The sequence below is a fragment of the Rhodoferax lacus genome (assembly GCF_003415675.1).
Taxonomy (GTDB): Bacteria; Pseudomonadota; Gammaproteobacteria; order Burkholderiales; family Burkholderiaceae_C; genus Allorhodoferax; species Allorhodoferax lacus.
On record NZ_QFZK01000013.1, the window covers coordinates 15,560 to 29,654 of the forward strand.

Consider the following 14,095-nt stretch of genomic DNA (forward strand, 5'->3'; position numbering starts at 1 on the left):
ATGACCTATTGCGGGGTGAACCGGTAGCGGCACGGGGCTGGAAGTCGATGGTTTGCCTCCCATGAATATGGGATTCAATGCCAATTTCCCGCTGCATTTGAGGGTGTGCGGCATTTGGCACCGCCTCGCCGACAATGCAGCCATGAAAAGGAATCTAGGTAAAGCGCCCCTGCAACTGCTGGTGGGCGGCGCCATTGCCGCACACCTGGCCCTGATGGCCCTGCAGAACCTGGACCTGGCACCGCCCTGGCTGGCCGAGCTGTCGCGCTTCCTGCCCTTCTATTGGCTGCTGCTGCCGCTGGGTGTCTCGGTGCTGCTGGCCTTGTTCTTGCGCCCGCTCTGGGTGCTGGCCGCTGCGGCCAACTTGGCGCTGTTCGTGTTGGTCACCATGGATTTCCATTGGCAGCTGTGGCCGGACCACGACATGGCGGGCACGCACGTGCGGGTGCTGAGCTACAACATTAAGGCCCTGAATGCGCGGCACAGGGCCGGTGGCATTTCTGAGATTGAATTGGAGGTGCAGGAATATGCACCCGACATCGTGGCCCTGCAGGACGCCCAGAAGTGGCTGACTGAGAACGACGACACCGTGCCCAATGTGGCACGCCCGGTGTTTGGGCTGCCGCATGTCATCGCCTTTGACCAGTACGTGCTGGCCAGCCGCTATCCGCTTGGGGACTGCAAGACCGGCAGCCTGGGGCCGGGTGACAGGCTGGGCCACTACCTGCAATGCACGGCGCACATCGGGACCCAGGATGTGCAGCTGGTCACAGCGCACTTTGTCTCGCCGCGCAGCTCCCTGCTGGCCACCGAGCGGGAGTTTGCCGACGGGCTGCAGGACTGGCAGGCCAACCTGGCCCGGCGCATGACCCAAGCGCAGACCCTGCTGTCCGTGGTGTCGCGCCTGCCCAGGCCGCTGTTGGTGATGGGGGACTTCAACGCACCGGAACAGTCACCCGTGGTGCAGACCCTCAAGCGTGCTGGCCTGGCAGACGCCTTTGCCGAAGGCGGTACCGGCTGGGGCTACACGCATGGCCACGCACTGAGCCAGCATATAGACCTCTACCGCATCGACCACATTCTGCGCAGCGCCGGTGTGGCCGTGCAAAGCGCCGCCGTGGGCCGCAGTGATGCATCCGAACACAACCCCGTGATTGCCGACCTGCTGATCCTGCCCTGACCCATCGGGCAACCGTGGGGGCTACGTCCCGCCGCCGGGCCGCCCCAAGGCGGGACAGCCCCCTTTGGGGGCAGCGACCCACACGCAGTGGGGAGCGTGGGGGCCATGTCCCGCCGCCGGGCCGCCCCAAGGCGGGACAGCCCCCTTGGGGGGCAGCGACCCACACGCAGTGGGGGAGCGTGGGGGCCTACAGCTTGATGCAGCGCGCCACACCGCTCTTGAACACGGCCAGGGCGTTGCGGCCGCCGGCCTTGGCCGCGTAGAGCGCCTTGTCCACCTGGGCAATCAGCTCGTCCTGGTCAGTCAGCGCCTGGTCCCAGGAGGCCACGCCCACGCTGACACGGACCTGCAGGCTCCTGCCCTCCACGGTGACGACCAGGCCGGCCACGGCCTTCCTCAGCCGGTCACCGGCAAGCACGCCTTCGTTCAGGCTCAACTTGGGTGATATCACCAGAAACTCTTCACCACCCCAGCGGCACACCGTGTCCTGCGCGCGCGAGGCATTGCGCAGTGTCAGCGCCACCTGTTGCAGCACCAGATCGCCTGCGGCGTGGCCGTACGCGTCGTTGATGGCCTTGAAGTGGTCAATGTCAAAACTCAGCAGGGTGAGCGCGTCCGCATGCCGTGTGGCCGCACCCCAGGCCTGTGCCAGCGCCTGCAAACCGGCACGCCGGTTGGAGAGCTGGGTCAGCGGGTCGGTCAAGGCGGCGAGCTGCAGGCGGCGGTTGGTCAGCGCCAGTTCGGCCGCCATGTCGGTGAGCCGCTTGCTGTCCTGCTCGGCGTTTTCGCGCAGCCGCACATAGCGCCAGGCACCCTTGAGGCGCGCACCCAGGGCGCGCAAATTGGGCGGCTTGGAAACGTAGTCATCCACACCCGCCTCAAAGGCCTGCACCAGATCGTTTTCCAGTTCGGCACTGGTGAGCATCAGCACATACACGCTCTCGCCCCAGCGGCTCGAGCGCAGGGCCCGGCACAACTCCAGCCCGTCCATCTCGGGCATGCGCCAGTCGGTGATCACAATGTGCGGCGCAAAGTCGGTGGCCAGTTGCAAGGCCTCGCGCCCGTTGGTGGCCACGGCCACGGTGTGCTGGCACTCTTGCTCCAGCCAGGTTTGCAGCAGGCGGCGCACCACCGGGTCGTCCTCGACCACCATGATGCGCAGCCACAGCGATTCGGAAGTGATCTCGGGGCGCAGCGCGCCTTCGACGATCTTGTCAAAGCCGACATTGGGTTGCGAGCGCACCTGCATGCGCGTGGCCCAGGACTGCCACTGCGTGATGGCTGCGTCCACATGCTCGCCCATGTCACTGGCCTTGAGGCCCAGGTGGCTCGCGGTTTCGGTGAGCTGAGCAATCTGCGGGCCCTGTTCGGCCTTGCTGGCCAGACCGAAGTCCGCCAGCCGCAGGGCCAGATGCAGGCATTGGCACAGGTGCCAGGGCCTGCTGTGGCTTTGAAGCTGCGACTCGCTGGGGTCCTCGTGCCACTGCACCATGTCTACCAGCACGCGTGGCAGGCCCCAGCGCATCATCAGTTCGCGCGACAGGTGCAAATGGTCCAGGTGCAGCAGCTCGCGCTCCAGTAGCAGCAGCTTTTTGCCGCGTGTGCCGGTGGCCAGCAGGCGGCCATATTCCAACGGGTAGGCAGTGGCCAGGGCCAGTTGCCCCACCTGGGCCAGCAGGCCGCAGGTGAACAGCTCTTCAGGTGCGCCCAGTTTTTGCATGGCGCCAAACTGCTGCATGGCAACGCCCATGAGCAGGGAGTGGCTCCAGAAATGGCTGTAGTCGAAGAACTGGCACTTGCCTTTGGAATACTGGTCCACCAACGAAAAGCACAGGGCCATTTGCTTGACCGCCTGCAGCCCCAGGCGGTTGACCGCTTCGGTGATGGCAATCACCGGTCGCCCGCCGTTGGCGGCTGCGTTGGCACGCTCCAGCAGGCGCCCGCTCAGTGCCGGGTCACTTTGCACCAGACTCACTACCTCACCGAGGCTGACATCCTCGCGCGCGCAGGCCGTCATGATGGCCAAGGCCACACCTTGCGGACTCGGCAGCCTTTCGACGAGCTGCGCCTCCAGCGGTTGGTTGATCGGTTGGATGGGGTTCTCCGGTGCGACGGGTGCGTCAAGTATCAGGTATTTACACGGGGTGATTGGACAAGGCGTCCAGCCAGGCCCGCATGTTGCGGCAAGCCGCATGGGCCTGTTCCAGCTCCAGGTCCTGCAGCGATTCTTCCAGCGGCGTGAACAGCGTCTCGGGCACGGCCACCAGCGTCTCGCGCAGGGCGGCAAAGGTTTCCAATGCTGTCAGGTCGTTGGCTTCGAGTTGCGGTGTGAGCTGTTCCAGTGCCGCCCGGATGGCGGCATGCGCTGTCCCATCCTCTGCCCCTGGCGTGGTCGGCCTGGAAGCCGCTGACGCGGACCCTTGCGGGGCCAAATCTTCAGCGCCCTGCAGGCTCGACAGCACCTGCAGCAACTCGGCCTCTGTGGCCCGGGCCAGCACGTCCAGGCGCTCCAATGTGGTGGCAAGGATTGACGCGGCGGCCCCCGTGTTGCACTGCTTCTCCAGGTGCGATGCCACGTCCGACAGAGCCCCGGCGCCCAGCAGCGAGGCCGTGCCCTTGAGGGCGTGCGCCAGCCTGCCGCATTGGGCCGCATCGCTGACGGAGGCTGCTTGCAAGGCGCTCACCTGTTGTGGCAGTGTGCCCACAAAGTCCCTGGCCGAGCGCAGGTACAGCCGGGTCAATCCACCCATGCGGCCCAGTGCTGCGGCCATGTCCAGCACATCGCTGGTTGCAGAGGCGGGCAGCTCTGGCTGGGCAGTGGCCACTGGACTGCCGCGCACAGCGGCCGCGCCTTGTGGCGCCTGGTAGCCGGTGACATCCAGCAGCGTCTGCACCAGTGCCGTCAGGTCGAAGGGCTTGCCCACGTGCGCATCCATGCCGGCTGCCAGGCAGTCTTCGCGGTCAGAGGTCATGGCGTTGGCGGTCATGGCAATGATGGGCAAGGTGGGCAGGTGCAACTGCTCGCGTACACAGCGCGTGGCGGCAAAGCCGTCCATCACCGGCATCTGGATGTCCATCAGAACCGCATCGAATTGCGCGCCACCCCTGGCAGCTGCAATCGCATCCACCCCGAGCTGGCCATTGGCCGCCAGTGACACCAGGGCACCCTCGGACATCAGCAACTCCTCGGCCACCTGCTGGTTGATCAGGTTGTCCTCCACCACCAGAATGCGCATGCCCCGCAGGCTGCGCAGCTTGGCCGCCGAGCGCTGCGACTGGCGTATGCGCGCATTCGACGCGGCGGACTCCAGCGCCGCTTCGAGCAGCATGGAAGCCGTCACCGGTTTCACCAAAAATCCGTTGAGCATGCTTTGCTCTTCCTGGGTGCGCTGCTCCAGCGCTTCACGGCTGTTGCCAGACACCATGACCAGCACCGGCTGGCGTGCCTGGGCCGCCGTGCAGAGCTGGCGCAGCCGGGCTGCAGCGGCCCAGCCATCCATGCCGGTCATGTGCCAGTCCAAGTACACCACGTCGAAGGGGAATACACCCTCCTCCATCCGCTGCTCCACCAGTTCCAGCGCCGCCTCGCCGCTGTCGGCCACCTCGGCGGGCCAGCCCCAGGACTGCACCATGCGCGACAGCAGTTCGCGGGCCACCGGGTTGCTGTCCACCACCAGCACGCGGCGCAGCTCGGCGTGGGGCGGCAGGGACTCTTCCAGCTCGGGCGGAATGTGGGTCACACGGGGAAGGCGCAGGGTGAAGGCGAAGGTACTGCCCACACCCAGTTCGCTGCTCAGGTGCAGCGTGCCGCCCATCAGTTCCACCATGCGCTGGCTGATGGCCAGGCCCAGGCCCGTGCCGCCGAACTTGCGTGTGGTGGAGGCTTCGGCCTGCGAGAAGCCGGTGAATATATGGGCCTGGTTCTCCGGAGCAATGCCAATGCCGGAGTCCTGCACCGCAAACGTGATGTCGGCGCTGTCGGCCGCCAGTTGCCGCAGCTTGAGCGACACCACCACCTGGCCCTGCCGCGTGAACTTGACGGCGTTCCCGCCCAGGTTGATCAGCACCTGCTGCAGCCGCATGGAGTCACCCAGCAGCACATCGGGAATGGCGGGGTCTATGTCAAACAGCACTTCCACCGATTTGGCACCGAGGTTGCTCGACAGGATGACCGACAGGTTGCGCATCAGGCGGTTGACGCGGAAGGGCTGCGGGTCCAGCTCCATCTTGCCGGCCTCGACCTTCGAGAAGTCCAGGATGTCGTTGATCAGGCTCAGCAGCGACTTGGCCGCACCCTCGGTCTTGTCGGCATAGTCGCGCTGGCGGCTGTTGAGCTCGGTGTGGTGCAGCAGCTTGAGCATGCCCAGGATGGCGTTCATGGGGGTGCGGATCTCGTGGCTCATGTTGGCCAGGAACTGCCCCTTGCTCTGGGTGGCCAGTTCGGCCTTTTCGCGTGCTTCCTTGAGCGAGCGCTCGTACTGCTTGCGCTCGGTGATGTCCTGGAAGATGCCGCTGATGCGCACCACTTTGCCATTCTCCAGCGTGGCCTTGCAGGTGGTGCGCACATCAATGCGCCGGCCCTTGGTGGTCAGCGTCTCCAGCTCCAGGTCATAGCCCTGGCCTATGCTGGTGGCCAGTTCCAGGGCCGCGCTGATGCGCACGCGTGACTCGGGCAGGAAGTAGCCCACGCCGGCATCCACCGTCGGGTCAAATTCGTCCGGAGTGGTCTCGTGCAGGTGGTAGGTTTCGCGCGTCCAGTACAGGTTGCCCGAGACCACATCAAGCTCCCAGCCGCCCACCTTGGCCACCGACTGCGACTCCTCCATCAGCGCGTTGCTCAGGCCCAGCGCCTCTTCGGCCCGCTTGCGCGCTGTGATGTCCACGATCTGCGCAATCACAAACTCCGGCTTGCCGTCATCGGTGCGTACCACCGACATGCTGGCCAGTCCCCACAGGGGATGACCATCGCTGTGCAGGTAGCGCTTGGCGCGCTGGTAGACCGGAATCTCGCCCTCCAGCAGGCGCTTCATCTGCTCGTTGTCGGTGTCCCACTCGTCCGGATGGCTAGCGTCCAGCAGGGTCATTTCGTGCAGCTCGTCCTGCGTCAGGCCCAGGAAGCTGCACATGGCCGGGTTGGCCATCAGCCACTGGCCTCTGGGTGAGAGCATGGCCATGCCGGTGGCCGCATCCTGGAAGGCGGCGGCAAAGGTGGCTTCGCTCTGGCGCAGGCGTTCGGCAGACCGGTGCCGTTCGGTGATGTCGGTGCGGATGGAGATGTATTTTTCAATGCGGCCGTCCTCACCCACAAAGGGTGCAATCATGCTGTCCACCCAGTACAGCGAGCCGTCTTTGGCACGGTTGCAGATGTCGCCGCGCCAGGGTTTGCCGCTGCTGATGGTCTGCCACAGGCCGGTCCAGAAGGCCGGGCTTTGCACATCCGACTGCAAGATGCGGTGGTTTCTGCCGATGAGTTCCTCGCGCCTGTAGCCGCTGATGCGGCAAAAGGCGTCGTTCACCTGTGTAATAAAGCCTTCGGCGTCGGTGGCCGAGACAATCGCATGCATGTCTACCGTGGTGTGCAGGGCGCTGGCTTCACGCATGGCCGCCTCCAGCTGCAGTTGGGTGTTCTTCTGCTCGCTGATGTCGGTGCCGATTTCCATAAAGCCCACCAGCAGCCCCTGCTTGTCCAGCATGGGCTGCACTTCGGTGTTGGCCCAGTAGTCGTGGCCGTCGCGCGCCCGGTTGATGAGCTCGACCCGGCAGGCCACGCCACGCCGGGCGCCATCGAGCAGGGTTTGTATGGCCTCAGGCAGGCTCTTGCCCGAAGACAGCAGCTCACCCGGGGTTCTGCCCCGCGCCTCTTCCAGGCTGTAGCCGGTGATGCGCGAGAAGCCCTGGTTCACCCACTGGATGCGCATGTCGCGGTCCATGATGGTGACCGCGTTGTCGGTGTGCTGCACCACCTGCGCCATGCGGTCCAGCTCCGCGGTCATGGATTCGGCCAGGTCACGGGCGCGCTGTCGGCCTGACGCCAGCAGCCAGACCGAGATCGCCATCAGAAAGCTCACCAGCGTGCCACCGGCACCAATCAGTGTCAGGCTGGAACGGTCCAGTGCTGTGGCAAAGCGCGCACTGCCGCTGGCACGCAGTGTGAGCAGGCGGTTGCCCACATTCAACACGCTGACGTTGGAGAAGCTGGTGTCGGCAGGTGGGGCCGCACTACCGGGCTGCGGGAGATCCTTGGCCTGCCCTTGCGTGGAAAAGATGAGGTGGGCCGGGTCGGTCTCGGTCCCGTCATACAGGCCAAACTCCAGCTGGTTGTCGATCGCATGGTCAACCGACTCCAGCAGCTCGGAGGCCACAATCGGGGCCGACAGCACACCCAGCAGATCGCGCTGGCGCGCCTCCACGGTCTGCGGGTTGCTGCCCTTGCGGTACACCGGCAACAGGAACAGGAAGCCGGGCGACCGCTTGGCATCCTGCAGCAGGTTGATGCCAGCCAACAAGGTGGGCTGGCCCGTGTCTATGGCGTATTCAATGGCCTTGCGGCGGCGTGGGTCCTGCCCCAGGTCAGCGCCCCAGGCCGGGCGGTTGGCGGACAGCGGCGCGATGTACTTGACCACCAACAAGTCGGCGGCATTGCCGCCTGTGCGCACCGCAAAGTCCGGCGCGCCATCGGCACGGGCGGTGGTCACAAAATGGTCCAGGTCGCGGCGCTGCACCCGCTCAATCCAGCCAAAACCGCGTATGCCCGGGAATTCACTGGCGAGCTCACGCGACTCTACATAAGCATCAAAGGCCTCGCGGTTGAAGCGTGGTGTTGCCGCAACGGCGCCGCGCGCTCCCTTGAGGCCATAGACCGCCTGGTAGAGCCGACGCGTCACCTCGGTACCCAGGCGCTCGGTGTTTTGCTCAAAGCGGGATTGGCTTGAGCCCTCCAGGTTGCGGTGCTGCCACCACACACCGCCGGCGGTCAGCAGCAGTCCCAGGATCTGGGCGAAAGCTGCCAGCGCAATGGCATGGCGCGATTTGCCAAGACCCGCTTGTTGCTGCGCGGGGGCCTGCACGGGCCCGCCCTTCAAGGCCCGCTGAATGCGCCAATAGACCGCCGGTCCTGCCAGCAGGGTCAGCAGTGCCATATTCAGCAAGCCACCCGCCAGGGTGCCCAGGCCTGGAGCCAGGATGGGCAACACCAGCATCACCACCGTCTCGGCCAGAGCCATGAGCGACATGACCTCCAGCAACAAACGTTTTGGATGGATGGATGTTGTCATGCCGGAAATATTCCTGTTCCCGATGTGCTCCCTGTGCGGCGACCTCTCCCGGTCGATTTTTTGACTCTGGGACGCTTTTGCAGTTTACCGCCCTGACAAGGCCCCTCAGGGCAAGTCCCATGCGTATTTCTACAGATGCGCGGCAGCACACGGCATCGCACAATGGCCATAGAGCAGCAGGCACGTGCCTTGCCGCCACCTATTCCAAAGGAGACACACCATGTTCAAACCCCTGGCAATCGGCCTGTTGGCCTGCGCCACCCTCAGCAGTTTTACGGCCCACGCCGCCGATGACGTGATCCGCTTGGGCAACCTCAAGCTGGCCCACTTTGCCGCCGTCTCCTACATCAAGGAGATCGCGCCCAAGTGCGGCATCAAGGTCGAGGAGAGCACCTTTGCCAAGGGCCTCGATGTGATGCAGGCCATCATCGCCGGCGAGCTCGATGTGGGCGCCACCGCGTCCGAGGCCGCCATCTCCGGGCGTGCCAAGGGCATCCCTATCTATGTGGTGGCCGGCTTTGCCAAGGGCGGCGCGCGCCTGGTGGCTCGGCCCGACGCGGGCATCAAGACGGTCAAGGACCTCAAGGGCAAGAAGGTGGGTGTGACCCGCGGCAGCATCCAGGAGCTGCTGCTGGCCACCGAGCTGGCGCAAAACGGCCTCACCTCCGCCGACGCAACGGGCAAAGATGTGCAGCTGATCTACCTGAGCTACCCGGACCTGAACGCCGCCCTGATCGGCAAGAACCTGGACGCCATCATGCAGACCGAGCCACAGGCCTCGCAGGCGCTGAACAAGAACTTTGGCGTCGAAGTCATCAAGCCCTATGACACGCCGATTGGTGAGCCGGTGCGCACCCTGGTGATGACCGAAAAGTTCTACAAGGAGCGCCGCCCCCTGGCCGAGAAGTTCATGCGCTGCTTTGTGGAAGCCACCAAGACCTTTATCGACAACAAGTCGCTGGCAGAAAAATACGTCACGCAAACCGTGTTCAAGGGCCAGATCACCAAGGACGACTTTGATGACGCCATCGACAACTCGCCCTACTCCTTTGACATTACGCCCGCCCACATCCAGATCTCCACCGACCTGATGGTCAAGGCCGGCATTGGCAAGATGGACAAGCCGCCCGTGGCCACCGACTGGGTCAAGACGGACTTGCTGGACGCTGCCAAGAAATCGCTGGGCGTGAAGTAAGCCACCATGAGCAAACCCTTTCATTGGCGCCAGGCCGGCGCCGGTTTCATCGTGCCCATTGTGCTGATTGCCGTCTGGCAAAGCGTCTGCGCCCTGGGCTGGGTCAACGAGCATGTGCTGCCCTCGCCCTGGGCGGTGGTGACACGCTGGGTAGCCTACCTGCTGCCCGCCAAACCCTTCGCCGAATTTGAAGGCAGCTGGGTCGCCTGGGCCATCTCGGGTGAGCTGCTGCTGGATGCCAGCGGCAGCATGTACCGGGTGCTGGTGGGCTTTCTGGTGGGGGCCGGCTTGGCCCTGCCGCTGGGCCTGGTGATGGGGGCCAGCCCGCGTGTCTATGCGTGGCTGAACCCGCTGGCGCAGGTGCTGCGGCCCATCCCGCCGATTGCCTACATCCCGCTGGCCATTCTGTGGTTTGGCCTGGGCAATCCGCCGGCCATCTTCCTGATTGCCATTGGCGCCTTCTTCCCTGTGCTGATCAACACCATCGCCGGTGTGCGCCATGTGGACGGCATCTACCTGCGCGCTGCGCGCAACCTGGGTGCCAACCAGCGCACCCTGTTCCTGCGCGTCATCCTGCCAGCCAGCGTGCCCTACATCCTGTCGGGCGTGCGCATCGGCATCGGCACGGCCTTTATTGTGGTCATCGTGTCCGAGATGATTGCGGTGAACAACGGGCTGGGCTTTCGTATTCTGGAGGCGCGCGAGTACTTCTGGTCCGACAAAATCATCGCCGGCATGATCAGCATCGGCATGCTGGGCCTGGCCATCGACATTGGCGTGAATAAATTGAATAACTATTTGCTGCGCTGGCACCGTGGCCTGGAGCACTGAGATGAACGCAAGCCATATATCTGTGAACGGCGTCAACAAGGTCTTCGCCAGCGACCAGCGCGAAGTGGTGGCCTTGAAGGACATCACCCTCGACATCCCCCAAGGCCAGTTCGTCTGCCTGCTCGGGCCCTCGGGCTGCGGCAAGTCCACCCTGCTCAACGCCATTGCCGGCTTCTCGCTGCCCAGCAGCGGCAGCATCACGGCCGGCGGCAAACAGGTCAACGGCCCCGGCCCGGACCGCGGCATGGTGTTCCAGGAGTACGCCCTCTTCCCCTGGATGACGGTGGAAAAAAACATTGCGTTTGGCCTGGAGATCAAGGGCGTGGACGCGGCAAGCATCCAGAGCACCGTGGCCACGCTGTTGGCCAAGCTGGGCCTGAGTGACTTTCGCAACCGCTTCCCCAAGGACCTCTCGGGCGGCATGCGCCAGCGCGTGGCCATAGCCCGCATCCTGGCACTGGACTCGCCCATCATGCTGATGGACGAACCCTTTGGCGCGCTGGACGCACTCACCCGGCGCAACCTGCAGGACGAGCTGCTGCGCATCTGGGCCGAGCTGGGCAAGACCGTCATTTTTGTGACCCACAGCATCGAGGAAGCCATCTACTTGGCCGACCGCATCGTGGTCATGACCTACCGCCCCGGCACCGTCAAGCGCGACCTGCTGGTGGACCTGCCGCGCCTGCGTGACCCGTCATCGCCCGCCTTCAATACCCTCAAGCGCGAGCTGGGTCAGCTGGTGATGGAAGAGCAGCAGCGCCACCATGACGCTGAGCTGATCGCGGCGGTGGACTGAGCATGGCGGAACATAACGACAAGCACCAGAACGCTACGGCTGCACCACGCATTGCCACCGTGCCCGACAGCGCGCTGCAGCCCGCCGAGGTGGTGGAGGCCATCCGCAAGCGGCGCGGCGGCACCCTCCTCAACCTGGACCGCATGCTGCTCAACAGCCCGGCCTATGCCGTGGGCTGGAACACGTTTTTGGGCGCGGTGCGCAACGGCCTTTCGCTGGACCCCAAGCTGCGCGAACTGGCCATCTGCTATGTGGCCGTCTTGAACCGGGCGGACTACGAGCTGCTGCAGCACGCACCGGAGTTCCTGGCGGCGGGTGGCACGCAGGCGCAGCTCGATGCACTGCGGGATATGGACGCGGCCCTGGCCGACGCCGCGCTGAAAGACGTGGCATCGCGTGGACCCACCGTGTTCGACGCCACCGAGCGTGCCGTGTTGCAGCTCACCCTGGAGATGACGCGCCAGGTGCAGGTGAGTGAGGCCTGCTTTGCCCGCGTGCAGCAGGCTCTGGGCTCAGCGCAGCAGCAGGTGGAGCTGGTGGGCGTGATAGCCGCCTACAACATGGTGTCGCGCTTTCTGGAGGCCTTGCGCGTGGCACCCGAGGCCGGCTAAAAAATCGCGTTGTCGCCCAGCGCGCCAAAGGCGGTGACTTCCATGCCGCCGTGGCGCTGCACAAACTCCATGAACTGTGCCGCAGGCAGGGGCCGTGCAAACAGATAACCCTGCCCCACATCGCAGCCCAGGGTGCGCAGTGCGGCCAGTTGTTCGGGCGTCTCCACCCCTTCGGCAATCACCTTCAGGCCCAGCGCCTGGCCCATGGCAATGACGGCGGTGCAGATGGCCAGGTCGTCGTGGTCGTCGGGCAGGCCGCGCACAAAAGACTGGTCCAGCTTCAGGTTGGCCAGCGGCAGACCCTTGAGCTGGCTCAGCGATGAGTAGCCGGTGCCAAAGTCGTCCAGCGCCAGCACCACGCCCACCTCCGTGAGCCGGCGCATGGTCGCAATGGTGGCCACAGCGTCCTGCATGATGGAGCTCTCGGTGAGCTCCAGCTCCAGACAGTCGGCCCCGAGTGCATGGTCCTGCAGGGTGCGCTTCACATCCCGCAGCAGCGTGCTCAGCCTGAAATGCTGGGCCGACAGGTTGATGGCAATGGGCAGCTCGGCCATGCCGGCTTCCTGCCAGGCCTTGTTTTGCCGGCAGGCCTCCCGCATCACCCAATCCCCCAGGGCCACGATCAGGCCACGCTCCTCGGCCACCCGTATGAACTGGCCCGGCATGACCAGACCGCGCGTGGGATGCTGCCAGCGAATCAGCGCTTCGGCGCCGGTGATGCGGCCGTTGACCAGATCAATCTTGGGCTGGTAGTACAGCACAAACTGGTTTTCCTCCAGGGCCCGGCGCAGGTCACGATCCACCCACAGCGTTTCCAGTACGTGGTCGTTCATGCCCTGCGTGTGGAACTGGTAGCCATTGCGTCCATTGCGCTTGGCGTGGGTGAGCGCGGTGTCGGCAGCCTTGAGCAGTTCGGCCACCTGCTGGCCATCGTCCGGGTAAATGGCCACGCCCACGCAAGCGGTCAAGGACAGGTCGTTCCCATCGATCAGGATGGGCCGTCCGGCAATCGCTGTTTGCGCGCGCTCCAGTGCCTGCACGATGCGCTCCACCGCCAGGGCCTGGCTCAAATCGCCCAGGGCAATCACGAATTCATCGCCACCCAGGCGGGCAAGGATATGGGCATCCCCAAACAGCGCCTGCAGCCGCCGGCCAACTTCCACCAGCGCGGCATCACCGACCTGGTGGCCCACCGAATCATTGATCTCCTTGAAGCCGTCCAGGCCCAGGCACAGCAAGGCACATTTCTGCTGGCTGCTGCGGGCGGCTTCGAGCAGCGTGCCGACCTGCGGCGTCAGGCTCTCACGGTTGGGCAGACCGGTCAGCGGGTCATGCAGGGCCTGGTAGGCCAGCAGGGCCTCATGGGTCTGGGCCTCGTTGTGGGCCTGGCGGCGCAAGACCTGGTCGGCCCTGCGCATGATGGCGTACATGAACACATAGAAAACACCCAGGCTGCCCAGCACCACACCGATGATTTCCCAGGTGGTCTGCTTCAGTTCGACCATGTAGTCGGTGACATCCGAGTACACCTCAAACACCCCCTGGGGCGCCTGCCGCTCGTCCACCCGTATGGGGATGTAGCTGGAGACCAGGTTGCGGTCGTTGATCACTTTTTCGAAGGCATCGAAAGTGTTCTCAAAGGCAATTTCGCTGCTCACCCTGCCGGCGATGGCACCCTGCACGCCCTCGTCATCGCTCTTGTCTTCGCCAATCTGTCTGGCGTCGGTGGAAAAGACGGTCATGCCCCGCAGGTCGTAGATCTTGACCTTCACCACCGATAGCCCCTTCATTTGCTGCAGCACATCGGCGCGGATCAGCGCCACCTGGGGATGTTCGCGCAACTGCTGTGGGCCGAGCCCCGCGGCCGCTTGCATAAAGGCCGCATGCCGGGGCCAGAGCGTGCTGGCAAATACTTGCGCAACGACCACGTTGTCGTGGGTCTCATGCTGCTCCAGTGCCTCGGTGGCGAACTGGCGGTAGAAGTAGACCAGCGGCGCCAGCACCAGCAGCACGCCCAGCAGGCTGGTCAGTGCAAAGTAGCGCAGCAGCCGGAATTTTTTTCCGGGTGGCTGCATCGCCACCGTGGGCAGAAGGCGGTGCGCAACAGCATGGGTGGGGCGGGTGGGCGGCTCAATCATGGCGCAAATGGATTTGCATCAGATTTTGCACCGCCATCCGGAAATGTGCCTGACTTTTTACCGCCTGGGT

General features: G+C 64.7%; 8 protein-coding genes. 5 read left to right on the forward strand and 3 right to left on the reverse strand.

Features of this window, described 5'->3' with window-relative positions; translation table 11 throughout:
• Window positions 1-142 precede the first annotated feature (142 nt).
• Window positions 143-1,180, forward strand: a complete 1,038-nt coding sequence (locus DIC66_RS16920) for an endonuclease/exonuclease/phosphatase family protein (RefSeq protein WP_158558933.1) — start codon at window positions 143-145, stop codon at window positions 1,178-1,180.
• A gap of 187 nt (window positions 1,181-1,367) precedes the next feature.
• Here the strand turns inward: DIC66_RS16920 and DIC66_RS16930 are convergent, their stop codons facing one another.
• On the reverse strand, window positions 1,368-3,374 hold the full coding sequence (locus DIC66_RS16930) for a GGDEF domain-containing response regulator (protein ID WP_117179281.1): 2,007 nt from the start codon (window positions 3,372-3,374) through the stop codon (window positions 1,368-1,370).
• Window positions 3,316-8,454, reverse strand: coding sequence for a CHASE domain-containing hybrid sensor histidine kinase/response regulator (locus DIC66_RS16935; RefSeq protein ID WP_117179282.1), 5,139 nt, complete (start codon window positions 8,452-8,454; stop codon window positions 3,316-3,318). Before DIC66_RS16935 ends, DIC66_RS16930 begins: the two co-directional genes overlap by 59 nt.
• A gap of 220 nt (window positions 8,455-8,674) precedes the next feature.
• On the opposite strand from DIC66_RS16935, the gene DIC66_RS16940 reads away from it, so the two are divergent.
• From DIC66_RS16940 to DIC66_RS16955, 4 genes are read left to right on the forward strand one after another with little or no spacing between them, the layout of a single operon-like run.
• Window positions 8,675-9,649: an ABC transporter substrate-binding protein gene (locus DIC66_RS16940; RefSeq protein ID WP_117179283.1), complete on the forward strand. Its 975-nt coding sequence runs from the start codon at window positions 8,675-8,677 to the stop codon at window positions 9,647-9,649.
• Window positions 9,650-9,655: 6 nt separating this feature from the next.
• Window positions 9,656-10,480 (forward strand): ABC transporter permease, encoded by an 825-nt coding sequence (locus tag DIC66_RS16945; RefSeq protein WP_117179284.1) that lies wholly within the window; start codon window positions 9,656-9,658, stop codon window positions 10,478-10,480.
• 1 nt (window position 10,481) lies between these two features.
• Window positions 10,482-11,276, forward strand: a complete 795-nt coding sequence (locus DIC66_RS16950; RefSeq protein ID WP_117179285.1) for an ABC transporter ATP-binding protein — start codon at window positions 10,482-10,484, stop codon at window positions 11,274-11,276.
• A gap of 2 nt (window positions 11,277-11,278) precedes the next feature.
• Complete coding sequence (locus tag DIC66_RS16955) at window positions 11,279-11,887, forward strand: carboxymuconolactone decarboxylase family protein (RefSeq protein ID WP_117179286.1); 609 nt, start codon at window positions 11,279-11,281, stop codon at window positions 11,885-11,887.
• Here DIC66_RS16955 and DIC66_RS16960 read toward each other — a convergent pair.
• Window positions 11,884-14,025: a putative bifunctional diguanylate cyclase/phosphodiesterase gene (locus DIC66_RS16960; RefSeq protein ID WP_117179287.1), complete on the reverse strand. Its 2,142-nt coding sequence runs from the start codon at window positions 14,023-14,025 to the stop codon at window positions 11,884-11,886. The two genes, DIC66_RS16955 and DIC66_RS16960, sit on opposite strands and share 4 nt — an antisense overlap.
• Between the last annotated feature and the right edge of the window lie 70 nt (window positions 14,026-14,095).

What these genes read in the sequence shown, in the direction of transcription:
- DIC66_RS16920 (WP_158558933.1), top strand. Translation starts at nt 143, where the DNA reads ATGAAAAGGAATCTAGGTAAAGCGCCCCTGCAACTGCTGGTGGGCGGC.
- DIC66_RS16930 (WP_117179281.1), bottom strand. Translation starts at nt 3,374, where the DNA reads ATGCGGCTTGCCGCAACATGCGGGCCTGGCTGGACGCCTTGTCCAATC.
- DIC66_RS16935 (WP_117179282.1), bottom strand. Translation starts at nt 8,454, where the DNA reads ATGACAACATCCATCCATCCAAAACGTTTGTTGCTGGAGGTCATGTCG.
- DIC66_RS16940 (WP_117179283.1), top strand. Translation starts at nt 8,675, where the DNA reads ATGTTCAAACCCCTGGCAATCGGCCTGTTGGCCTGCGCCACCCTCAGC.
- DIC66_RS16945 (WP_117179284.1), top strand. Translation starts at nt 9,656, where the DNA reads ATGAGCAAACCCTTTCATTGGCGCCAGGCCGGCGCCGGTTTCATCGTG.
- DIC66_RS16950 (WP_117179285.1), top strand. Translation starts at nt 10,482, where the DNA reads ATGAACGCAAGCCATATATCTGTGAACGGCGTCAACAAGGTCTTCGCC.
- DIC66_RS16955 (WP_117179286.1), top strand. Translation starts at nt 11,279, where the DNA reads ATGGCGGAACATAACGACAAGCACCAGAACGCTACGGCTGCACCACGC.
- DIC66_RS16960 (WP_117179287.1), bottom strand. Translation starts at nt 14,025, where the DNA reads ATGATTGAGCCGCCCACCCGCCCCACCCATGCTGTTGCGCACCGCCTT.